At 37.4% G+C, this 23,178-nt stretch carries 27 protein-coding genes; 5 read left to right on the top strand and 22 right to left on the bottom strand.

Translation table 11 applies throughout. From position 1 onward, the window contains the following. Positions 1 to 60 precede the first annotated feature (60 nt). Positions 61 to 612: a GNAT family N-acetyltransferase gene (locus H514_RS0120665; protein WP_027448677.1), complete on the top strand. Its 552-nt coding sequence runs from the start codon at positions 61 to 63 to the stop codon at positions 610 to 612. Between the two features lie 28 nt (positions 613 to 640). Here H514_RS0120665 and mbcS read toward each other — a convergent pair whose 3' ends face one another. Next, positions 641 to 2,224 (bottom strand): acyl-CoA synthetase MbcS, encoded by a 1,584-nt coding sequence (mbcS, locus tag H514_RS0120660; RefSeq protein ID WP_027448676.1) that lies wholly within the window; start codon positions 2,222 to 2,224, stop codon positions 641 to 643. Between the two features lie 135 nt (positions 2,225 to 2,359). Then, complete coding sequence (locus H514_RS0120655; protein WP_027448675.1) at positions 2,360 to 2,995, bottom strand: YczE/YyaS/YitT family protein; 636 nt, start codon at positions 2,993 to 2,995, stop codon at positions 2,360 to 2,362. A gap of 310 nt (positions 2,996 to 3,305) precedes the next feature. Here H514_RS0120655 and H514_RS0120650 point away from each other — a divergent pair, with 310 nt between their 5' ends. Then, a complete protein-coding gene (locus tag H514_RS0120650; RefSeq protein ID WP_154657431.1) occupies positions 3,306 to 3,596 on the top strand; it encodes a hypothetical protein in 291 nt (96 codons plus the stop codon). A gap of 66 nt (positions 3,597 to 3,662) precedes the next feature. On the opposite strand, the gene H514_RS0120645 is transcribed toward H514_RS0120650, so the two are convergent. The 8 genes from H514_RS0120645 to H514_RS0120610 form a co-directional block, all read right to left on the bottom strand. Then, positions 3,663 to 4,346 carry a GntR family transcriptional regulator gene (locus H514_RS0120645; RefSeq protein ID WP_027448673.1) on the bottom strand — a complete coding sequence of 228 codons (684 nt, stop codon included), beginning with the start codon at positions 4,344 to 4,346 and terminating at the stop codon, positions 3,663 to 3,665. A 76-nt stretch (positions 4,347 to 4,422) separates the two neighbouring features. Beyond that, positions 4,423 to 5,271, bottom strand: coding sequence for a YitT family protein (locus H514_RS0120640; RefSeq protein ID WP_027448672.1), 849 nt, complete (start codon positions 5,269 to 5,271; stop codon positions 4,423 to 4,425). A gap of 291 nt (positions 5,272 to 5,562) precedes the next feature. After that, positions 5,563 to 6,084, bottom strand: a complete 522-nt coding sequence (locus H514_RS0120635; protein ID WP_027448671.1) for a hypothetical protein — start codon at positions 6,082 to 6,084, stop codon at positions 5,563 to 5,565. Between the two features lies 1 nt (position 6,085). Continuing rightward, the gene (locus H514_RS0120630; protein WP_154657430.1) at positions 6,086 to 6,535 is read right to left on the bottom strand and encodes a VanZ family protein; all 450 of its coding nucleotides are present in this window, start codon (positions 6,533 to 6,535) and stop codon (positions 6,086 to 6,088) included. Between the two features lie 3 nt (positions 6,536 to 6,538). Then, positions 6,539 to 6,730 carry a hypothetical protein gene (locus H514_RS0120625; RefSeq protein ID WP_027448669.1) on the bottom strand — a complete coding sequence of 64 codons (192 nt, stop codon included), beginning with the start codon at positions 6,728 to 6,730 and terminating at the stop codon, positions 6,539 to 6,541. A gap of 79 nt (positions 6,731 to 6,809) precedes the next feature. Further along, positions 6,810 to 7,415 (bottom strand): TetR family transcriptional regulator, encoded by a 606-nt coding sequence (locus tag H514_RS0120620; protein ID WP_231566560.1) that lies wholly within the window; start codon positions 7,413 to 7,415, stop codon positions 6,810 to 6,812. Next, on the bottom strand, positions 7,372 to 8,661 hold the full coding sequence (locus H514_RS0120615; RefSeq protein ID WP_027448667.1) for an MFS transporter: 1,290 nt from the start codon (positions 8,659 to 8,661) through the stop codon (positions 7,372 to 7,374). Before H514_RS0120615 ends, H514_RS0120620 begins: the two co-directional genes overlap by 44 nt. Before the next feature lie 164 nt (positions 8,662 to 8,825). Continuing rightward, a complete protein-coding gene (locus tag H514_RS0120610) occupies positions 8,826 to 9,269 on the bottom strand; it encodes an SRPBCC family protein (RefSeq protein ID WP_027448666.1) in 444 nt (147 codons plus the stop codon). Between the two features lie 207 nt (positions 9,270 to 9,476). Between H514_RS0120610 and H514_RS24120 the strand changes: the two genes are divergently transcribed. Next, positions 9,477 to 11,111, top strand: a complete 1,635-nt coding sequence (locus tag H514_RS24120) for an Ig-like domain-containing protein (protein WP_027448665.1) — start codon at positions 9,477 to 9,479, stop codon at positions 11,109 to 11,111. A gap of 55 nt (positions 11,112 to 11,166) precedes the next feature. Here the strand turns inward: H514_RS24120 and H514_RS0120600 are convergent, their stop codons facing one another. From H514_RS0120600 to H514_RS25035, 8 genes are all read right to left on the bottom strand, one after another. Next, positions 11,167 to 12,036: a DNA-3-methyladenine glycosylase family protein gene (locus H514_RS0120600; RefSeq protein ID WP_027448664.1), complete on the bottom strand. Its 870-nt coding sequence runs from the start codon at positions 12,034 to 12,036 to the stop codon at positions 11,167 to 11,169. A gap of 23 nt (positions 12,037 to 12,059) precedes the next feature. Beyond that, positions 12,060 to 12,842 (bottom strand): nucleotidyltransferase domain-containing protein, encoded by a 783-nt coding sequence (locus H514_RS0120595; protein WP_051255259.1) that lies wholly within the window; start codon positions 12,840 to 12,842, stop codon positions 12,060 to 12,062. Positions 12,843 to 12,957: 115 nt separating this feature from the next. Further along, positions 12,958 to 13,758, bottom strand: a complete 801-nt coding sequence (pdaA, locus tag H514_RS0120590) for a delta-lactam-biosynthetic de-N-acetylase (protein WP_154657429.1) — start codon at positions 13,756 to 13,758, stop codon at positions 12,958 to 12,960. A gap of 283 nt (positions 13,759 to 14,041) precedes the next feature. Continuing rightward, entirely contained in the window at positions 14,042 to 15,376 is a 1,335-nt protein-coding gene (locus H514_RS0120585) for a Na+/H+ antiporter family protein (RefSeq protein WP_027448661.1), read from the bottom strand. Positions 15,377 to 15,524: 148 nt separating this feature from the next. Further along, on the bottom strand, positions 15,525 to 15,695 hold the full coding sequence (locus H514_RS24795; protein ID WP_154657428.1) for a hypothetical protein: 171 nt from the start codon (positions 15,693 to 15,695) through the stop codon (positions 15,525 to 15,527). A 60-nt stretch (positions 15,696 to 15,755) separates the two neighbouring features. Beyond that, positions 15,756 to 15,911 carry a hypothetical protein gene (locus H514_RS24790; protein WP_154657427.1) on the bottom strand — a complete coding sequence of 52 codons (156 nt, stop codon included), beginning with the start codon at positions 15,909 to 15,911 and terminating at the stop codon, positions 15,756 to 15,758. 2 nt (positions 15,912 to 15,913) lie between these two features. Further along, entirely contained in the window at positions 15,914 to 16,978 is a 1,065-nt protein-coding gene (locus tag H514_RS0120570) for an AimR family lysis-lysogeny pheromone receptor (protein WP_027448660.1), read from the bottom strand. 405 nt (positions 16,979 to 17,383) lie between these two features. Then, complete coding sequence (locus H514_RS25035) at positions 17,384 to 17,533, bottom strand: SE1561 family protein (RefSeq protein WP_169449784.1); 150 nt, start codon at positions 17,531 to 17,533, stop codon at positions 17,384 to 17,386. A gap of 166 nt (positions 17,534 to 17,699) precedes the next feature. Here H514_RS25035 and H514_RS0120560 point away from each other — a divergent pair, with 166 nt between their 5' ends. Further along, positions 17,700 to 18,581: a mechanosensitive ion channel family protein gene (locus tag H514_RS0120560; protein ID WP_036841949.1), complete on the top strand. Its 882-nt coding sequence runs from the start codon at positions 17,700 to 17,702 to the stop codon at positions 18,579 to 18,581. A 9-nt stretch (positions 18,582 to 18,590) separates the two neighbouring features. Here the strand turns inward: H514_RS0120560 and H514_RS0120555 are convergent, their stop codons facing one another. The 3 genes from H514_RS0120555 to H514_RS0120545 form a co-directional block, all read right to left on the bottom strand. Further along, positions 18,591 to 19,394 carry a YfkD family protein gene (locus H514_RS0120555; RefSeq protein WP_027448658.1) on the bottom strand — a complete coding sequence of 268 codons (804 nt, stop codon included), beginning with the start codon at positions 19,392 to 19,394 and terminating at the stop codon, positions 18,591 to 18,593. Between the two features lie 109 nt (positions 19,395 to 19,503). Then, on the bottom strand, positions 19,504 to 20,127 hold the full coding sequence (locus H514_RS0120550; RefSeq protein ID WP_027448657.1) for a YczE/YyaS/YitT family protein: 624 nt from the start codon (positions 20,125 to 20,127) through the stop codon (positions 19,504 to 19,506). Positions 20,128 to 20,297: 170 nt separating this feature from the next. Further along, on the bottom strand, positions 20,298 to 20,699 hold the full coding sequence (locus H514_RS0120545) for an OsmC family protein (protein WP_036841951.1): 402 nt from the start codon (positions 20,697 to 20,699) through the stop codon (positions 20,298 to 20,300). Between the two features lie 229 nt (positions 20,700 to 20,928). Here H514_RS0120545 and H514_RS0120540 point away from each other — a divergent pair, with 229 nt between their 5' ends. After that, positions 20,929 to 22,098, top strand: a complete 1,170-nt coding sequence (locus H514_RS0120540) for an MFS transporter (RefSeq protein WP_027448655.1) — start codon at positions 20,929 to 20,931, stop codon at positions 22,096 to 22,098. Here the strand turns inward: H514_RS0120540 and H514_RS0120535 are convergent. Continuing rightward, a complete protein-coding gene (locus H514_RS0120535) occupies positions 22,095 to 22,979 on the bottom strand; it encodes a serine hydrolase (protein ID WP_027448654.1) in 885 nt (294 codons plus the stop codon). The two genes, H514_RS0120540 and H514_RS0120535, sit on opposite strands and share 4 nt — an antisense overlap. Between the last annotated feature and the right edge of the window lie 199 nt (positions 22,980 to 23,178).

Raw genomic sequence — 23,178 nt, 5'->3', positions numbered from 1 at the left:
TGTACCATATTTCCATTTATTTTGATAAAATACGAAATAATCACAAAAGGGGGAGATGGGATGTTTGTACATAAGTTAGATGATGAAACCTACTTAAAATTAGTTGATTATAATGATGCTGAAGATTTATTTCAGTTAGTTGATCGAAATCGTGACTACTTACGTGCTTGGATGCCTTGGATTGATATGACACAAAAAGTAGAGGATACAAAATCATTTATTGAGAGCGTCATGAAGAAGTACGCAAATAATGATGGGTTCGATGCTGTGATTTACCATAAAGGAGAGGTCGCGGGAACAATTGGGTTACATCAGTTAAACCAATCTCATAAATTCACTAGTATTGGCTATTGGATCGGAGAAGAGTTTCAAGGAAAAGGAATTGTTACACGTGCCGTAAACGCCCTCTTAGAATATGTGTTTGACACTTTAGAATTTCATCGCGTCGAGATTAGATGTGCAACTGAAAATGTAAAAAGCCAAGCAATCCCTGAACGACTAGGTTTTACAAAAGAAGGAATCATACGAGATTGTGAATGGCTTTATGACCATTATGTAAGTCATGTTGTGTATGGCATGTTAAAGAATGAGTGGGATGAAAAGGTGCAGTAAAAAAAGACGGCCAAGAGCCGTCTTTTTCTTATACATCCCCATATTCTTTTTCTCTTTTACGCAATTCAACTCTTCGAATTTTCCCTGATGTTGTCTTTGGTAATTCTTCAAGGAATTCAATCTTTCTAGGGTATTTATAAGGAGCCGTTAAATCTTTTACATGATCTTGTAATTCTTGTTTAAGTTCTGGATCTTCTCCATTAACACCTGGTTTTAAAACGATGAAAGCCTTAACTACACTTCCACGAACTTCATCGGGACTGGCTACAACGGCACACTCTTGAACAGATGGGTGTTTGACTAACGCATCTTCTACTTCAAAAGGACCAATTGTATAACCAGAACTTATAATGATGTCATCACTTCTGCCCTCAAACCAGAAATACCCGTCTTTATCTTTACTTGCCTGATCTCCCGTTACATAATAATTGCCGCGATAAGACATGTTTGTACGTTCCGGATCTTTATAATAATGTTTAAATAATGCCGGTGTATCCAAATGCACCGCAATATCTCCAACTTCACCTTCTCCTACAGGTGAACCTTCTTCATCAATAATCTCTACTCGATTACCTGGTGTTGGTTTACCCATGGAGCCTGGTTTCACGTCCATTCCTTTCATAACACCAACTAATAGTGTATTCTCTGTCTGACCATATCCATCTCGGACCGTTATATCAAAGTATTTTTTGAACGTGTCGATCACTTCACGGTTTAATGGTTCACCTGCAGAAACAGCACTATGAAGCTGTGAAAGGTCATATTTGTCCAGATCATCTTCTTTAGCCATAAGGCGATACTCCGTTGGTGTACAGCACAATACATTGACTTGATGATTCTGTAACAAGGTTAAATATTTTTTTGCATCAAATTTTCCGTGGTAGATAAACCCTGTAGCTCCAGACCCAAGTACAGATAAGAATGGACTCCAGATCCATTTTTGCCAACCAGGACCTGCTGTTGCCCACACGGTATCCCCTTCTTCAATAGCTAGCCAGTTTTTCGCTGCTGTACGCAAATGAGCATATCCCCATCCATGTGTATGAACAACACCTTTTGGATTCCCAGTTGTACCGGATGTATAAGAGAGAAACGCCATATCCTCACGTGTTGTTGAGGCAAGTTCCATTTCTGCATCTTCTTGATCCATTAGATAATCAAGGTTTAACCAGCCGCGCTCATCATGACCAACTACGAACTTTTTCATTTCATCCAAATGTTCAATACTACTAAATTGCTCAACAAACGGATAATAGCTTACCACGGCTTTTACCTCACCGTGGTTGATACGGTATTGTAAATCTTTTGTTCGTAGCATTTCAGAGCTTGGAATCACGACTAGTCCAGCTTTCAAAGCCCCAAGGTACACTTCATATGCCTCAATAACGCGTGGCACCATCACTAAAACCTTGTCGCCTTTCTCTAGACCTTGCGACAAGAAAGCGTTGCCAATTTTATTGGCGCGTTTTAGAAGCTTTCGATATGTAATTTCTCGGGAGTTTCCTGCATCATCCTCCCAATAAAGCGCCATATGATTCGGATCATTAGCATATCGTTCTACTTCACTTACTAGATTGTAATGCTGTGGAGCAATTAAGTCTTCTCGTTTCATCCCAACACCTCTCCTTTATGAAATCCTTATAATGTAATGGCTAGCTTATGGATAGTATATCAATTTTTCTAAAAAGTTTGAATTATTTTCCCATACAAAAAGCTGACTCTTAAGATCGAGTCAGCTTTTAAAAGTTTATATGATTTCTGTTTCATCCTGATACTGAGGATGAAATTGATAATACATTGGATAAACTCGAGTGTAGCAAAATTGAATTGCTGGCCCAAGGAATAAAATCCCTGCAAGCGTCCCAATTCCGACAGGTCCCCCGATCAAAAATGCTACGGATGCAACAATTGCTGCTACAACTGTTTGGCCCATTCTTAGACTTAGGTTAAAACGATGACTCACAGCTAAGAACAGTTGATCGACAGGCGCACGTGGGAATTGAGGTAAAATATAAACAGCTACGCCTAAACCAACAATCAATACGCCAGAAAGCAATGTGAACAATTGTAATAAGAATGGCGCATTCGCTAAGCTTATATTGGCAAATACAATTTCTAGCCAAAAGTCTAAAATAAGACTTTCCAGTATCACTGGAATGACAGCTCTTATTTCAGGAGCCTGTTTGACTAGCCACCCATTCACGAAAATAAACAGAAACTGAAATACTCCATACCAAAAACCAACCGTATAGCCGAATTTATCAGAGAGCCCTACGAAAAAAGATGTCCAAAAGCCAGCACCGAGCATAGCATTAATGATCAAAGCTACTCCGAAAAAGTTCGTTACCATACCAAGAAGGTAAACCGTAACTCTATACATCATTACGATCTCCTCCTTTCTCCATGAAGAGTGAAGTATTGAGGGAGACAAAGTGTTTCTCTCAAAATTCCTGAAAACATTCTATCTCCCACTAAAGGTGCCGTCAATATGTATGTTTGAATCGTTATAATCCATTTTTTTGAAATGTGTCAGTGACGGTATTTAGAGATATTTGGAGTATATAAAAATATTTTTTAGCATTTTATCGTTATTTTCGATTTATTCCATTAAATAAGATTTATTGATTGTATATAACTATATTTAAATCAATTGGATGGCAGTATTGTTGAATAATAGCTGAGGGATGGTGTCGTTGGCAATGAGCAGCGGGCTAAGTCTCTCGAGAGGGGGGACTGATTTTTCTCTGGTTGGTGCTGCTTTCGCTCGGGTCGGCGCTGCTTTCACTCGGGTTGGTGCTCTTTTCGCTCGGGTCGACGCTCTTTTCGCTCGGTTCCGCGCTGCTTTCGCTCGGGTCGACGCTCCTTTCCCTCGGGTCGGCGCTCCTTTCCCTCGGGTCAACGCTCTTTTCGCTCGGGTCGGCGCTCCTTTCCCTCGGGTTCGCGCTCGATTCCCGCATGATCTCGTTTCCAAGTCTTCCAGATAAAGCCATAATAAAATAATCGACAACATAAAAAGCCTGATCACTTTCCAACAATTAAGCTGGAAGTGATCAGACTTCTAATACACTTTCTAATGATTGATAAGTTGTCTTTTCTAATTTCATATACTCTAAGCTAAATTCCATATGGCGATCAATCAGATGAATTAAGCGATCCATATCCTGATTAGCCAAAGCATCCACAATATATTCGTGCTCAACAAAGCGGGTGCTATCTTTCATGTTTGAATCATAAAACACATCATACAACATCAAATAAACATTAATCTGATCGAGAATTCGTTCCATATATTCCATCAAGAATACGTTACCGCTTTTCTTTGCCAGGTACATATGAAAGGCTTTGTTGACGCCTGTATAATTCAAGATATCATGACTTAAATACGTATCGCGTTCTTGCTGAATCAAATCTTTCATATTCTCAAGATCTTGCTCTGTAATGGATGATATCGCTAATCGAGCAGCCATAGATTCAAGTTCTCTACGCATAACAAAGGCTTGTTGAATCTCTTCCGTCGTTGGTTGAACGACAAAAGCTCCTCTGTTTGGGACAACATTTACAAGTCCTTCATGCTCAAGACGAGTCAGCGCATGGCGTATCGGTGTTCTAGATACGTTAAGCTGCTCTGAAATGGTCTTTTCTATCAACTGTGTCCCAGGAGCAACTTTTCGAAACAAAATTGCTTCTTTCAGAGACTGATAGACTCGCTCAATCATCGATTTCTTTTCACTCATGATTGGACGTTCATCCTCTTCCTCTTTATATTCTTTTTCTATCATACCATAATTGAAAGCGCTACAACATACATGACTAAGCCAAACGTTTAAAGTTTTGTCCTAGAATTTCATTTGTGGCGTGTACCGTTATAAAGGCTGTTTGATCAATCTCTGAAATGTATTTTCGTAAACGTGAATAGTCTTTACGCTTCAAGATGGTCGTAATCACTTCTTTTGAATCCTGGGTGAATGCACCTTTGGCAGAATGAATGGTAGCCCCTTTACCCAGCTCTCTTACGATAAATTCACGGACAAGGTCGCTTTCACGGCTAATAATAACGATTTCTTTATTATCATTGAACTGTTGTAATGTGTAGTCAATCACAATACCATTCAGGATAACTCCGAAGAATGCATATAATCCAGTTTGTGGACCGAACACAAAGATGGATGACGCCGCGATGGCGATATCAGAAAATAATACGCCTTTACCCATTTCGATAGAGAAGTATTTATTCAAAATCATAGCCAGGATGTCTGTGCCACCTGTCGATGCTCCCTGGTGGAAAACCATAGCAATACCAGCGGCAGCAATCGCCTGTCCAATGATTAATTGAATTAAAATATCGTCACTTAATGGAGAGCTCATAGGAGCAAATCGCTCTAATCCCCAAACCATAAATGAAACGGCAAAACTTGTATAGATCGTCTTGGCACCAAAGTTAAACCCAATGAAGATAAAGCCAAGTATAAAGCATACAATATTTGCGATTAACATAAATAAACCCAGGGATAGACCTGGAAATAGATCGTGGAGAACGATAGAAAGACCACTAACTCCACCTGTTGCTAGATTGTTTGGGGATAGGAAGAAGTGGACGTTTACAGCCACACAAAAAACCCCTAGATTAATAATGAAAAAAGATAGTAGCTTTCTTAACATACGCATCTTCCTTTTCTGAAAATGTTTTCTTTTTGTCGTTCAAAATTGTAGTACAATCTGAAATTATAGAGGGGTTTTACATGTATGTAAACCGTATTTGGAGGATTTTTATAGAAATTTTTTAATATGAATGGAGAGTCCCATATCTCGCGCAAAAATGAGTATTCATTCGTATATTTAATCTTACTTCCTTATCCGGAAGTTATTTTAGTGAAATCACTTAATATGGGTGTTCAACTTAATCAGACACAAAAAAATCTGCCTCCTGATTAAGAAGACAGATCCTCTTTCTTATTGATATTTAACCGAATACTCTTCTGGATTTTCAATAGAAGCGTCGAATTGTTTCATTAGCAAGTAAGGAGATTCACCTGGGTGATCAAATGAATATTCTTTATCGTTTTCTGAGAATGATACATTTGCAATTTTCCAGTTTGAATCATCTGTTCCATATAAAACCCCATAGATATTTTCATCTGTTTCAATTACATTGAACGCATGAGATGTAGCACCAAAATCGGTCCGTCTATATTCTACCCTACCCTCTTCCATTTCTTCGAATAAGGAGTAACCCAACTTCTCCTTATCATTTTGTTTAAGGTGATAGGTTGCTATAAACAATTCCGAATCTCCTAACCTCTTTAATCGATCCAATTGTACATTGTCCCCTACATTATTTTGCAGAAACGTTTGAATCGTCGACTCATCCGCATTGATCCAATCTTTATCTTCATCGTTTGTAAAATAAGAGATGACTAAGACAATTGGAACAGCTATGACAAGTGTAAGAAATATTCGTTTTACACGACTCATACTAACTCCCCCTGATCTGAACTGACTGTTGTTTTTCTTTTTTGATAGAACTTATCTTTTGAATGATATAATACGCAGCGATCCCTAACAGACCACCTAAAGTATTTAATAGAACATCATCTATATCTGTGGACCTACCGCCAGATATAAAAATCGACTTGATAAATTGTAAGCATTCAATGCCCATAGTAAAGAGAAACACGAAAAGAAAAGCTTTCCATGCACCTTCTACAATTCGCAAACGTAAAACAAAATAACCGAGAGGCGTTAACAGAAGCAAATTCCCTATAAATTGCTTCCAGTACACACCCGGAAGCTCGGTAATGGCATAGACATTCCCTAATGTCTTAAAAGGAATTAAGTTTATTTGATGGAATGATACGTTGAAATAAAAACGTGTAAAATATTGATCAATATACAACCATGTGACCATAACGTGTACAAATATCAAATATCAGAGAAACACTCCCTCTAGAATGCTCCCCCATTTCCCCTCATTATTTGTTTTTCTCAGTAACCAAAAGAATAAAAGAGTCACCATGGATAGATTAATTATTAAATCAAACCACTCTTGCCAATTATATTGTTCAATAATGCCGACTGCCATAAATAAAAGAGCCGGTAAAAGCAGGATCCATCGCTTCATGTATTGGTCTCCTTATTGTTTAACTCTCTAAATTTTATCAAAAAAACAAGGGACTGTCCCCTATATTAGAGAAAGTCCCTTACCCTTGTATTTGTAGCACTTGTTTCAAGTAAATTTTTAAATTATCATTTTGCCCAACGATTTTTCCGGTATCAAAGCCTAAGACAAGCTTATAAAGTACCATGCCATCTGTTAGGTTAATCGTAAACATCACGATGGACTCTAGATCTGTTAAAGGCTTAAATTCTCCACGATCCACACCAGCTTGGAGGAATTCCGTGAAAATGGCCTTATTTCGCTTCAATCTTTCTTGAATATATGGTGATCGATCTGTCTCACGCGAACTCATAACAAAATATTCAAAAGCAACTGCGGCAAAACCTAGATTCGGATTCTTCATCGCCTCAACACGCTCATCCAAATAAGTCTCTAGTGCATCCCACGCTGTTTTATGTTCGTCGAGAAGTCTCTCAAAATAATCTTTAAGATTCTGGTCGTTCTGATCGTTAATCGCACGAAACACCTGTTCAGTAGAAGAAAAATATTGATAAACACCACCCCTACTCATATCGGAAGCAGCTACAATATCAGACATGGTTGTAGCTGCATATCCTTTTTGTTCAAACACTTTCTTCGCTGTATCAATTAGCTGCTGACGGCGCTTCTCCTTGTATTCGTTCGTCACTTTCGGCAAGTGGATCCCTACTTTCTAAAAACTTCTTTGCTCCAAATGTAGATAATCCCACAACCAATAATAATGCTCCTGATATGATAAATGTAACCGTAACCCCTAAGAGTTGAGACAAGACTCCACCTAGAAGCATTCCTATAATCGTTGCAAGCATTGTCATACTATTAATTGTTCCGAAAACCCTTCCACTGTATTGTACAGGAGTCGCTTTTTGAACACCAACATTAAACGGTACGATGATCGAACCTAAACCAGCTCCCACTATAAAAAATAAAGTCGGAAAAGCAAGATTAATCATCCACATTGGTAACCCAATCAGAAAAGGTGTAATGGCTATAGATGCTCCAACCAAAGACAATCCCAAAGCCAAAACAAAAGCAAGTGATGACGGTTGTTTCTTGCTCCATATCGCTGACATAACGAAGACCCCAGCACCACTCGCTGCCATCGCATAACCTGCTACATCCACTGGGTCCCCTTCAATTAACCTAAGCAAAATCATAATTTGACTATCCGCGATTTGAATGGCAAGCATGGCTAAACTTAAGATGAACAATCCATAAAACAAAACTGGTAATCCTTTTAAAACATTTAACCCTCCATTCATACGTTGAAGCATCGTTTCTTTTTTCCCATCAGGTTGTTCTGTTTCTTCCTTTTCATATAGACTTTTTGGTACACCTATTAAGAGGAGAGCAGAAAGAATGAATGTAAAAGAATCAATGTAAAAAGCTGTAGTAACCCCGATCGTAGATACCAACACACCGCTTAGCATAGGACCTACAATTTTTGATCCATTGTTAATCATTGCGCTAATCCCCATCGCCTGCTGCATACGATCATCGGACACAATCTCTTTTAACTTCCCATTTTTAGCAGGAACAAATAGTGCCCCGAAAATCCCTTTCAATATAAGTAATACGTAGATATGCCATAAGGATGTTGCAAACACGAACCCAATGACAACCAATGCTCGAATAATATCTGACCATATCATCAGCTTTTTACGATCGAACTTATCTGCATAAACACCAGCAATTGGCCCAAATAAAATCATGGGGCCAGCCATACAAAGCATGACTCCTGACATTTCCATTGGGGATGCGTTCCACTTAAAAGCAACCAACGACATTAGAGCTAGCATATCTAGCCAATCCCCTAAGTTTGAGACAATTTGTGACGCTATGAGATACAGATAAGGCTTATTTTTAAACAACCCTTCCTTTGCTTCTGCTTCCATTTAAAACTCCTCCTCTATAATAAATGACACTCACGTCGTTAACCGACAACCTTGTCACTTATTATAAACGACACCATTGTCACTTTCAAGTGGTGAACAAGCCTAATTTAGAAAAATTTTCTTTAAACAGAGAAAACGCTTGGTTTCCCAAGCGTTTTCAGCATTTACGTATTTGATTGTTCAATCGCCTTTTTCATATGTTGCAGATGATCTCCATCTTCCTTTTTCATAATTCGTTTAAATACCGGTTTAACTAGCTTCATTTTTAATGTTGATGCGTTGATCTCACATTCAAATCGAATCTTAGTTTCTCCATCTCTTTCAGTAAACGTATAATGATAAATGGTTGTTAAACCTTCCAGCGAACTTTCTACAGAATACTTTTCATTTAGTTTATACTCTACAACCTCAATAACAGATGAGGCTTCTTTTCCTCTGATTTCACGCGTTTCCCTGTATTGAGTGCCCACTCCTACTGGACCTTCTGTAAGCTTCTCTATCTTTGCTACATTGGGCATCACATCTGTTGAGTTATCCATATTAGCAGCGAAAGCAAATACTTCTTCTTTTGGTTTTTCAATTATGACTTCATCTGAAAATGCCGGCATGTAAATTCCTCCTTCAAGTTGGTGTCTATTTGGTAGGTCACCTTCTCAGACATCCACTCTCCTTTATATATTCTTGATGTTCCCGTCTTTTCCTTTTAATCAACTCCATAAACAGCTATTTCTTGTAATGAATAGTTTCATAGATTTATAATTAAAGAAGGAAAAATATAGAAGAGTTCGGACTTACTATAGAGGAGGTTACATAACATGAAATGGACAATGAGCCTGATTTTTACCCTGATGATTATGACTTTAGGCTTTGCCGGAAATGTTCATGCAGCTGAAGGGGATTATGAAGAGCTATCCTGGGAGAAAAAGCACAAAGTATTAACAAACATTGCAATGGAATACAATATTCCACCTGAGATTTTGAAGGCAATCGCTACAGCTGAAAGTGATATGATGCAATTTGAGGACGGTGAAATCAGAGTAAGTGATGATGGTGGCATTGGGATGATGCAAATCACAAATTCAGACTTTGATTTTGATGAAGAGAAGTTGAAAACTGATACAGCTTATAATATTGAGGCTGGCGCTAAGATTTTAGATGCTAAGTGGAATTTGATGGATTCAGGGAACCTTCCTGAAATTAACGGAGCAGACAATCGGCATATAATTGAACAGTGGTACTTTCCTATAATGGCTTATAACGGTTTCTCTAATCGTAATAACCCTAACAACGAAAACGTTGAGATAACTTATCAAAGAAAAGTCTTTAACATCATTGAAAATAAAAGTTTTGTTGATGTAGCCGAAACACCTGTAACATTTGATTTAGACACAAATGATAACGGTGAACTACAATTTGACAACTCTCCTTACGATTGGGATGAAGCAGACGCCTATACAACGCAGATGTATAAAAAAGGCGATAAAGTTTTTGTTATGAACAATGTCGACCTTAATGTAAATGATCTTGATTATGGAAACTTACGCTCTCAATTAGATTTCTCTAGTGATGTCACAATGCGTGTTCCTTACTACACGGAACTAGAAATCACTGGTGGTCCTTATTTCGAAAACAGTACATTCGACAATCAATTCATCACTTATAAAGTTGAGGGTAGTAACATCAGTGGTTATATGTCTTCTTCTAACCTCCATCCAATGGACAGTTTACAGGGTGAAATCAATTGGGAAGAATCAAAAAACGATGTAGCCATTGATAAAACGTGGAATATTAAAATGAATACTCAAATTGACCCTGCATCTGTTAATGAACGAAATGTCTACATGGTTCGAGAAGATGGTGTAGGAATCCGCGCTGATGTTTCCGTAACAGATGATGGTAATCACATTTTAGTTGAACCACAGTATGACTACATGCCGGGCCAGAAATATACGCTGCACATTAAGGATATAATATCTGATCAAGGTAAGAAAATGAACACAACAACTGCAATGAATTTTGTGGTAGAAAAAGCTTACACAGATCAATTAGAAGAAGACAACGTTACATTCGAAGCTTCTTTAAACCAAAAAACATTCTATGAAGATGATCGTATTCGTGCTACAGCAACGATTGAAAACAATGGAGATGAAGCATATATCCATCAAGGTTCTTCGACGTGTGATGATAAAATCTTTTTCTTCATCCAACAAGATGGAGAAAGAACACAATTTGTAGGTACAGGAGATGTTGCGCCAAGAAACTGTACTGCAGATATGGTAAACATTGAGTTAGAAGCAGGAGAAAAAAGAACAGCTTATGCAACATTTGATTTAGAAACCGAAGAACTCGGCACACTTAATCCAGAGCTTGAAGCAGCCAAAAGTGGTGAGTACACATTAATTGCTCGTTATGGAGATAAATTAATTGAGATGCCATTTGTGATTCAATAACTTCACGTAAAAAGACGCTTGGTCCGTTCCAAGCGTCTTCTTTATGCGATAAACTTTATCCTTCTATACTCCTCCACAAAGTAAGGGAAGCATAACTTCGATAAGGCTCCCACCCCTGGCTCATTTCAGTTATTTCTGGGATAGAAGGTTTGGAATCTCGTTCAAAGTAAAATTTCAATGCATTTTGAATACCAATATCAGCTTTTGGCAGTAGATCTGCTCGTCCAACTCCAAACAACAGCCAATTTTCAACAGTCCAAGGTCCAAGACCACGAACCTTGGTTAAACGCTTCATGACCTCTTCATCATCTTTTTCAGCCAACTCTTCTAAATCCAATTCACCATTCACAATCAACTTTGACGTATCAATAACATACTCTGCTTTTCGTTGACTAAATTGCAGTTCACGGAGTTCATTATAATCAATCTTCGCCACTCGCTCAGGAGTTGGGTAGAACCAAACGCCATTGATCTGCTCTCCATACTGTTGAACAAACCGTGTACTAAGCGTAAATGCAAACTTCATGTTCAACTGCTGATGAATAATCGTCTTCATTAAACAATCATACAGGTGAAAGTCTTTTACAATGGGTGTGCCAGGATGTGCATTGAAAAGCTGATCTAAATTTGTATCAAGAAAATGCTCATGAATCTTCTCTAAATCACGATCCCATTGAAATAAGTTGTGAATGTGAGCTAGTAGTTCTTCTTTTCGCTCTATGGATTCACTGTAGATTCGAAACTTAGGTTCACTCGTTGTTCCATGAGCTTCCACGCGAACCACATGACGCTCATTCCCCAATGTAACAGGAATGTCCACCCAACGCTCATCTCTATCTAATTTACATAAAGGATCTAGACTGAATCGAAGTAAAGTATAATCAAAATCATAAAAACTCTCAGCTGTTACGTCTTCCTTCCACATAACCTCTCCTCCACTTCAACATCTTATTGCTTAGAAGTTGCAAAATAAGGTTCACAAGCCGAACGAATATAATCTGTGAAATTCACAACCGTTTGAGCACGCATTAGCATAGATGAGAAATAAGACTCTTCCTCATTCCCGAATCTTATTCTTAACGCTTCATCTAAAACAGGGTGCCAATCTTCACCGATCCAATCCTTCGCTTCTTGCATCGCTTTTGTTTTCGGAATGATCTCACCTTTTTTCATGGTACATAAGATACGGACATTTGTTTCAACACAAGATAACACCCAGTCATCCTCTAAAAATTGTTGGAGTTTTTTCTCTTTCCAATAGTGTTCAATATTGTAACGCATTGCTTTTTGAACATCGCTCCACTCCACATGTAGTGAAAGCTCTTCTACAGGTGTTCCTTTTACCGTAATCCCATGGTGCTTCATAATCCACCACGTTACAGCATTGATATCCCAATGTCCTTTTTCAAGACTTCCCTCTGAAATATAAAAATAAGGATCCAGTTCGTAGTTGGACTTTCCGAGGTTTTCCTCTTTTATATAAACGCCATCAAAACGGTTACCATAAGGATGCTGACGCAGATTCTCATGAATATTTTCTAGTGTTTTTACTTCATCCTCTTGAATAGGACGATTGAATACAACAACAAAGTCAATGTCACTTCTTTCTTTTTCAAAAGAACCTAAAGCAATCGAACCATATAAATAAACACCTTTAATCAAATCAGTAGGCAATTGTTCTAATTCAGATGAGAATTGATTTATTAAAGGTTTTACGTTTTCTGGGATCATCATGTCACCTCCACGCTATTCCACTTGTTAACGTTAGGTTAAATGATAAAGAACCCAATGTAAATGAATGTCCCTTGTGGTATTAAAAAACTAGAGCCTTCAATAATGAAGAACTCTAGTTCATGAAACCTGCTATAGGATCTGGGAGCATTTGTTTCAAAACAAGATCGTCTAGACTTTTAAATGTGTAACCCTGTTTCTGCAAATCCTCTATGATACGTTCCAAAGCTTTAGCATTATCTTCAGAAACGGTATGCAACAACATAATAGCACCTGGATGGACCTGTTTCATCACACTATCGTAAGCGTACTTCCAACCTTTTTGGCCTTTTGTATGCCAATCCACAAAAGCTAGTGACCAAAACATATTAATATAACCTAGCTCTTCAGATATGGCTAGACTTCGTTCACTAAATGTTCCACGTGGGGGACGTAAGTATTTCATCGAATCCTGATCGGTAATGTTTGCAACAGACTGTTCAACCTTCACTAACTCATTTTTAATACGATCTTTACTCATTTTTGAAAAATCAGGATGACTCCATGAGTGATTTCCAACAATATGCCCTTCATTTACCATACGCTGAACAAGCTCTTCAGCACTCTTTATATAATGACCCGTTACAAAAAAAGTGGCTGGCACTTCCTTCTCTTTCAAAACATCTAAAATATCATCTGTGTATCCCTGTTCGTAGCCATTATCAAACGTTAGATAAAGAACCTTTTCTCCTGATGGATCTATATGATATCCCCCATACTTGTTCAAAAGATCTCCATAAAATCCAGTTTTGGGTGGCTTATGATTTCCTCTCTTTTCATATCCCCATCCGTAACTATTATCTCCGTACGCATGCATATTAGAAAAAGGCATAACACTAAGGAGGACAGCAGCTAATATTACATATAAAAACCTCATCGAGTTCACCCACTTTTTTATTTAGTGTTCGATTCAAGAGGGATTTTATGCATAAGATAGGCGCAGGCACCCGTTTAGCACAACGAAGGGACTGGACTGAGCCCGTAGTGAGATAAAGGAAACACAAATTGTAAAGCAATTTGATATTGACTTATCGAACGGAGGCCAGGGAAGTCCATTCGTTGCTGGGCGTTGGAGCTAGACAGCTAAGAGCTACAACTTATACTTTCTTTTTGCATAAAAAAGCCTACTCTCTCTAGGAGAAAGCAGGCTTTCACTTCATTTACAGGATAACAGCTGCCAACCAGCCGAATAAGAATAATGGAATGTTATAGTGTATGAAAGTTGGTACACAAGTATCCCAAATGTGATTGTGTTTTCCATCTGCGTTTAATCCTGATGTTGGACCAAGTGTACTATCAGAAGCTGGAGAACCAGCATCACCTAGTGCTCCTGCCGTACCAATTAATGCTGCAGTTGCTAATGGTGAAAAGCCTACTGCCGTACAAATTGGCACATATAGAGCTGCAAGGATCGGAACCGTAGCAAACGAGGATCCGATTCCCATTGTAATAACTAAACCAACAACTAATAGAACGAAGGAAATAACGATTTGGTTATCACCCAATGCTCCAGATGTTTGATTAACTAACGCTTCAACGGAACCAGTTGACTGAAGAACATTTGCATAACCAGAAGCAACAAGCATTACAAAAGCAATCGATCCCATCATTCCAATACCTTGTGACATGACTGCGTTTCCTCTTTCAAGGGGAACAACATTCATTACTCGTGTTAAGCCTTGGAATAGATACATAAATACAAGGCCTGTAAGTGCTCCGATAATCATGTTTCCAAAATATAATTGTGCAATGAGAGCAAATAGAATAGCTACAAGAGTTAATGCGTGACGTAGACCAAACTTCTCTCCACTAAGATCTTCTTCAGCTTCTTCTTGAAGCTCTTCAACCTCATTAATGGTGTGCTCACGAGATTTACGGTAAGAGAAGAAGACCGCAATGAGAAGACCAAGAATCATTCCTGATCCAGGTAAAAGTAGAGATTGCGCGATTTCACCAAGTGAAATATCAGCACCACTTTGCTTCATAGCACTTTGAATGGTTTCATGAAAGATTAGTCCAAAACCAGCTGGAATCATGACATAAGGTGCTTTTAAACCAAATGTTAATGCTGTGGCTACCCCGCGTCGGTCAACCTTCATCTCATCGAATAATTTTAATAATGGCGGAATTAATATAGGAATAAATGCAATATGCACCGGAATTACGTTTTGAGATAAAGATGCCACTCCAGCAATAACTAGAAGTAGGGTAGCACGCTTCCCTCTTAATACAGAAACTAGATTTCGAACTAATATCCTTGTGATTCCGGAATAAGAAATCGTTACGGCAAAAGCTCCAAGCAAGATATAACTTAAAGCGGTTTTAGCTGTCCCGCCCATTCCTTCTACTAATGCTTTAACTGATTCTGTAATGGATAAATCAGCCATCAAACCTCCCGTTAATGCAGCTGCAATAATTGCAAAAATCACATTAACACGGAGCAAACTTAAAATTGTCATAACCAATACAGATACGACAACAGCCCATGCTAGCATATGTTGTACCTCCTCTGATGAATAATCTATAAATACATAATTTTTATTACGTTATCTCTCTAACGATTTAATATAATAAAGCACGGTAACAAAAAAATCAACCCACAATAATAAAAAAAGTGGGAGGTTCAAAAACTTCCGTCATTGGTTAACTTACCCAGATGATGATAAAAGCTAGCGATAGTGAAGATGCTGCCAGCGCTACTTTTTCTGCGGATGTAAGAGGTTTCTTTGCTCGAAATTTATAGTAAAACCTCATAATCATAAACATAAACCAGAAACCAATGACTGGTGATAGTATGTAGATCCATTCATTCATTAATTTTCCCTCCGCTAATTCAGTAAAATATAAAAAAGTGCCTTATAAGGCACTTTTTTATTATCCGATACCAGGATTAATATCTGGATCATAATACATGTAAGAAATTTGAGAGTCTTGCTCTGATACAGCTTTTTCTGTTGAATAATCAGAAGATAGACCAATAGTCAGTGTTAATGCTATAGCACTGAATGCCAAAAGAATCTTTTTCTTCATAATTATCCCTCCTTTGCTAAATTATTTAATTCTTGATAAGGAAGAAGAGCAAAAAACTGATCTTTCCTCTCTGTTAGGAATCTATAATATGACTTTTGCAATAAGTCCTTATCTTTTTTTGCAAGTCCTAAATAGTATTCTTGAAAAGGTGTGGGGTTTTGAATTTTATTTAATATTTGCAAGGCATCTTCCCACCTTTTTGCAGCTAAATATAAATGAGCACGTTCTACCTCATCTGTGGTTTCAACGCCTTCATAAATACCATTTATAGCAGCAATAAATGGAATGACCTTATTATTTGCATCCTTAATAAATTGAACTAAATTATAATATTCAGCAATTTCCAATGCCTTGTTCGCATGTTCCATAGCCTTATTATAATCTTCCAACACATATGTTTCCGCTAAAATTAGATGTGTATAACACTTTTTTCTAGGGTTAAATACATTTTCTAACATATTATGACCATAGTTTCTCGCAATTTGAACTTCATTTCTCTTCCAATGATAATGGAGGTACAGTTCATTTTCTCTTAATTGAAAATACACCCTAATAATTGTATTGTCTATATCTAACAAATATTTAGTCAACACATCCTGGTAGATTTCTAACTTTTCATATTCATACATTTCATAGTAACCATATATTTTAAGAAAAGTTAATAAACTTAATAGGGTTGCATCTTCTCTTACCTCTACATCTTCTAAAAGCTTAAGAAAGTCTTGACCAATAATATTATGAACCTTACGTTTTATTTGAAGTTCGTAAAGTAAACTCCACTCATTATTAAGAGAATTTGATGACTCTTTATGAAATTTAATCATCTTTTCTAAATCATCAAAAAAGCTATTCTGATACAAAAACTCCATCCCAACAAGTTGGTTTTCATGAGTTTGGCAATTTACACAGAATTCTTTTGTAAGATAGATCGTCGTTTTTTCATCATATTTCTTCGATAATTCCTGTAGTACTGAAAACAGTGAGGGTTCGTTTTCCCCTATCATGTCTTGAACCGTTTTCAGTTGCTCAGAAGAAAAGACCTGTGTACTGTTTTCTTCATTTCGCATAGTTTTGGTCCCCTTATATGTATAAGATTAGTTTTCAAGCATCTTTTTTAAGACGTTAAGCCCATTTACAACAAACTACCTATACGGGTATTTACTCATAGTTATGAAAACGTCAATGCCTCTGAAATCCTATCTTAGTATTTATCTTAATATAAAATAGGATATTTCGCTATCCAAAATATTATATATTGCTCAAAATATATCATTTATACCAAAAAAGAACTAACCTAACAAAAGTTAAGATAGGTCTTTATACTTATGTGGAGTTAAATTAATTTAATAAGATTTTAAAGCTATTTTATATTTAAGCGTTTACACTTAGCATTATACTTGTTTCTTCACCATAGTTGAAGTAAGAAGGAATAAAAATAAAGCCAGTTCGAATTTGAACTGGCTTATAACCCTTTATTTACACTGTTCTTCAAGGTCTTCTAACATCGAAATGAGCTTATCAACATCTTCAACGGAAGTCGTCTCTGGATCCATTTCGTCGATGCGGCTCATGAATGTAGAAAGACGTAATTTTAACTCTTCAATTTTCGCTTCGTTATTCATGATAGACTCCTTTATCTATAAAATAAAATTCGGTTGTGAGTGACTCTGCCTTCTATATCGTAGTAGAAATCCCCTCATTTGTCTAACCCACCTAGTCACGTTTATAGAGCAATTTTTTCGCCCATGCTATAATGAGTTACATGTGACCGTTTTAGGAGGTTCAATTATGTTTAATTTAGATGAGGTTACTTGGGATGATACAATATCTGCTTTTTTCAGTAACGGCATTGTTCAATTCTTTGGAGTAGCCATCCTAACTTATATTGCTATCTTTATTATCAAGCGATCGGTTCGTTCTTTTTTCAGTAAGACATCCTTCATTGAGGAACGAAAAGAAAAAACACTTGAATCCATGATTAGTTCAACCATTAATTATACCGCTACAATCGGCTTGATTATTTTTGCATTAACCCTACTCGGCTTAAAGGTTGGGTCCGTCCTTGCTGGTGCCGGTGTGTTAGGGATTATTTTGGGCTTTGGTGCACAAAGTATTATTAAAGATTTGCTTGCAGGAATATTCTTTTTATACGAAAAGCAACTACATAAAGGTGACTTCATTGCTGTTAATGATAAGTTTTTTGGTACGGTCGAAGATATTGGGCTCCGTTTTTTAAAGCTTCGTGAATGGAGTGGCAAGCTACTTACCATAAGCAATGGACAAGTGAATTCCATTGAAAACTATAACATTGACCATATGCGAGTTATTGAAAAAGTTACAGTTAGCTTTGAAGAAGATCCTAGAAAGATCTATAAACTTTTAGAAGAAACATGTGAGCAGTTAAATGATGAACTGGCCCATTACTTAAAGACGGACCCTGCCGATCAGCCAGTCCAGCCATTTCAACTATATGGCATGACATCCCTTAATAGTGATCACCGCGGCTATGAATACACAGTGACTGGATTAACAGAAGATTTGGTCTACTGGACAGCTTCAAAAGAAACACGTAGAATCATCGCCGAAAAGATGTTTGATCATAATATCCAAATGTCATTACAACATATCGAACTACCACAAACACAATCCGCTACTCCGCAAGAGGAGTAAGCGGATTTTTTACTGCACACGGAATGTAATCGACAGGCGGTCTTGGATGGGAATCCATGCCCCTACTTCTTTCTTTTCAACACCTTCAATAACGATCTCCTTTTTAGATCCCTTCAGCTTAAGGTATACATCTCCAAATGTAACCTTTCCCTTTTCATGTACTGCTGGAGCATAGGCTTCTACGATTCCGACCTTTTTACGCGGAACACCATAAGAGAGGTTCATATCTGTCCCTTCTCCAATAACAGTGTCAAAAGATAATGGTAGTTCTGCTTGTTTTTGCGCTTCGAATAACATCATTTCTTTAATTTGATTTGGGTAATCAACTTTTTCTGTTAAAGCACCTCTTACCGCCCGCTCCTTCTCTTGGTTATAATGAATGTTTTTCGATTCATATCCATTCTGATTATCCTTTTGGTTCGTATTAATCTTTTGATACTGCCAATTAATATTTTGCTCTTTTGTTTCATAATTCAATGGCCACTTCCCCATATAGATCATGCCTCGATAACCTATTGCAAGAGGGGATGGACGTAAGTCTGTTTCATTCAGCATTTTTATAAGATGCGGATTATTAATTTTGACTTTACCATCCTCTAGGAGTTCTTTGGTCAGCTCATTTGGTTCAACCTGTTCCTTCATAGAGGGTGTGTTAGGGTATGTGTTTTTCTTCGAGATATCTAAGACCGAACTCAGAAAGTTATGCATCTCCTCACGTTTAGTCTTTTCACTCTCTGCGTGAATTATATCAGCCTGGAGAAGCGAGAAACATACAATCAGAGTAAGAAACCCCCACTTCATGAATATTTTCATTTAGCTCCATCCCTTCTAACGTTTTCTTATATGTTTTTCAATAGAAGGAAATATTATGTATTAAAAAAGCATGAGATTGGATTCAATCTCATGCTTTCTTTCTATATTATTAACCTATTTCTTCACCTAGGAGTCGACCTAGCACATTTTTCGCTTTTGGATCAAAAAATTGAATAGTTGGTCCAAGCATAAATAGAATTACGACTGTTCCAATCCCTATTGGACCCCCAAAAAGAAATGCCATTAATAAAGCAAAAGCTTCAGTCAACGTCTTAGCTTTTGTGATTTGTAAATTGAAGCGTTTTTGTACTGAAACCATAAAGTTGTCAATCGGAATCAAAGGAAGCTTAGGCTGAATATAAGTGGCAATTCCGAGTGATACAAATACAATACCAACTAAAAGAACAGCTATCTGAGCAGGGAAACTCGTAAATGCCCAATCGGCCATGAAAAACTCTAACCAAAAGTCTATCATAGGCCCTAAGATCGTTACGGTGATTAATGCTAAGAAATCAGGACGTTCCTTGGCTAATAGAGCATTAGAAAAGATTAAAACCATCCCCACTATAATGACCCACGTTCCAACTGTAAGTCCGACTTCATCTTCTAAACCAACATTTAATGCATCCCAGGCACCCGCACCTAAATCAGCTTTAATGGTAAGGCTTATACCAAACGATAGAATATACAAACCTAATATAAAAAATAACGCACGTATAGTAAACTTTTTCATAATTTCCCCTCTACCTTTTATATGATCTCGTTCATTCGTATTTTCCATTTATATATCTTATCATAAAAAGCTTGAGGGTGGCTTTAGTATTTTTTGTATAAGGGAATGTTTTAATTTTTTGAAATGTTCATAAAAAAAGGACCTTACCTAAAAGATAAGGACCTTTCTGCTTATAAACTTAGTTCGATGCATTCAAGTGTTTCTTCAATTTCAATGCTGTCTTTTACAGATTGAACCATGGAACAGTTTTTATAAGATGTTGCTAGGTTTTTGTACATCTTGTCTTCATCTAAATGATGACCTTTCACAACATAGTGTAGTGAAATTTTTTCGATACGGTTTGCTTCATCAGCGTTTCGCTTCACATCTGCTGTGACTTTAATATCCTCGTATTCAACACGTTGTTTATCTAAAATTTTACGAAATACGGAAAGACTACAGCTTGCTACGGATGAGACCATAAGTTGAAATGGACGAAACCCTTTCTCCTCATCTGGAGAAATATTGAGTTGACCGTATCCTGTAGATGTTCGAATACCATCGTTTTTAAGATAAAAATGTAATTCTGACATGGAATCACTCCTCATTGGAAAGTAGTCTATTACAATACTCTACTTATATTGTAACCGAATATAGAGGGTTCATAACGTCTTTTGCTTTCTTATGTAGGTAGAACCCTTAAATACTTTGCCACAATATAGCTATCTCAGCAATATATCAGCTTCGTTTTTCCTTGCTATTTTCTAGGTTGCTTAGTAGCATAAACAATTGAATGCTGTACTTCATATAAGGATGATTCTCATGTCACAACAACGCTTTCGTTTTCTTGTTTTAATTTTATTAGTCACGATTTCTGGATTTACACAGGGGATGCTCTTACCTTTAATCGCCGTTATATTAGAACAAAACGGGATTTCCTCTTCTATAAATGGTCTTCATGCGACAGGACTTTATATAGGCGTCTTAATTGCGTCACCTTTTATGGAAAAGCCATTACGAAATATTGGATATAAACCTATGATTCTTCTGGGCGGAGCACTAGTTTTTGTATCCATGTCTTTCTTTCCTTTTTGGGAGTCGCTATGGTTTTGGTTCATTTTACGAGTGACAATTGGAATTGGAGACCATATGCTCCACTTTGGTACACAGACGTGGATTACCACGACTGCAGCTGAGGATAAGCGCGGTCGTAACATTGCACTCTATGGCCTTTTCTTTGGAGCAGGATTTGCAATAGGGCCTCTAATGACTCGTCTAGTGTCCATTAATATTGCGGCACCTTTTCTTTTATCAGCTGGATTAAGCATTGTCGTTTGGTCTCTCATGTTTCTTGTTCGTAACCAATTCCCTGAAAATGAAGACAGTTACACGACCTCTTCTAGCTCCATTAAACGCTTTGCAGAAGCCGGGGAGCTTGCCTGGGTAGCCTTTCTCCCTCCATTTGCCTATGGGTTTTTGGAGGCTGCGCTTCATGGGAATTTCCCCGTGTATGGCATGCGTATCGGACATGATGTGGATATCCTATCTCTTATCATTCCTACATTTGCAGCAGGAAGTTTAATTTCTCAACTTCCTCTTGGAATATTAAGTGATCGAATCGGAAGAAAAAAAGTGCTATTGGGCGTTTTGGGAGCTGGAATCATCTGTTTTTTCGCCGCAGCCTATCTAGAGGATTCCGTCGTCTGGCTGTTCATTCTATTTACACTCTCTGGTATATTTGTCGGCTCAATCTTCTCCCTCGGGATTTCTTATATGACAGATATCTTACCCAAAAGACTACTTCCGGCGGGGAATATTATGTGCGGAATATCCTTTAGTATCGGGAGCATCATTGGCCCTTATACAGGCGGGGTATTTATTGAACTTTTCCCAGAGTTATCATTTTTCCATGTAATTACGACCATGTTGGTATTGATCACAATTCCTATTGTCTTTTCTGAAAAAGAAAACCGATCTCTTCCTTCTACCTAAAGAAGGAGAGTTCGGTTTTTTAATACTTCCAATGGCTTGGCTATAATGGGAGGTTTAAATTCACGATGAACTCGATCGATAAGATTTGTCAGTTCACTAATAATCTTCTTCGATTCATAGTAGGAATAGTTCGTAGTTAATATGGTTAATGCATAAGGGCTCTCCCCTAATACAATGGCTGTATCATTTGATATGTTATACATCGGAATCATCCCCACCTTATGTGCTACAGGTTGCTTCACTCCTTGTGGAATACCATGATCATAAGCTGTATTCTGTAACCACTTGAAAACTTCTCCTGCAAATTCACTATTCCCTTTAATCCTATAGAGGTGCTTCAAATAAAGTGTAAGATCATTTGCACTCGTATAGTTCTTCCCGTTTGGATAGGCATAATCCGCTCCGAGTTCTTTCATATAATTAATGAACTTTTGCCTTCCAACATGTTCACGAAGCATAATATAAGCAATGTTATCACTATGTACGAGCATTTTATGAACAAGATCTTCAACAGTGTATGTTGTTCCTTCTTCATTATACTGAATCACCCCACTTCCACCGTAATGGTGATAAGAGCGGTAAGTGAGTTTCTTGCCTAATTCAATTTCTTCACTCTTAACCAGTTCAATGATTAACAATGCCAGTGGTAACTTAATTGTACTAGCAGCGCTTTTAGCAATACTTCCCCCTTTTGAAACAAACTCTCCTGTTTGTAGATTCTCATAACGAAATACGACACGATCAGTATGTTTTCCTAAATATTCTTCTATTTCTTTATTCATTGTGTGTTCTAAAGAATGAGGCGCACCTTCTCCATGTACGATGTGCGGAAACATACCCCCTATCAAACAAATAATCCATACCATGATCACCTTCTTCATATTACACACCCTCTCTCCACTTAATTGAATTTATCAAATAGAGAAAGAGAATGTTGTCAAAATTTGTAACAAAAATTTTTGATACTTCATTTACCCTCACTTATTAAAAAAGACTTTTTACTCTTTTCCAAGCACGAATTACCGCCATTTGAATGTAATAAAAAGAGAACTCTTATTTACATTCAGAAAAAGGGGAATG

Source organism: Pontibacillus marinus BH030004 = DSM 16465, from assembly GCF_000425225.1.
GTDB classification, from domain to species: domain Bacteria; phylum Bacillota; class Bacilli; order Bacillales; family BH030062; genus Pontibacillus; species Pontibacillus marinus.
Note: the sequence above shows the minus strand (reverse complement) of the source record. Positions and strands in the feature narration are given on the sequence as shown.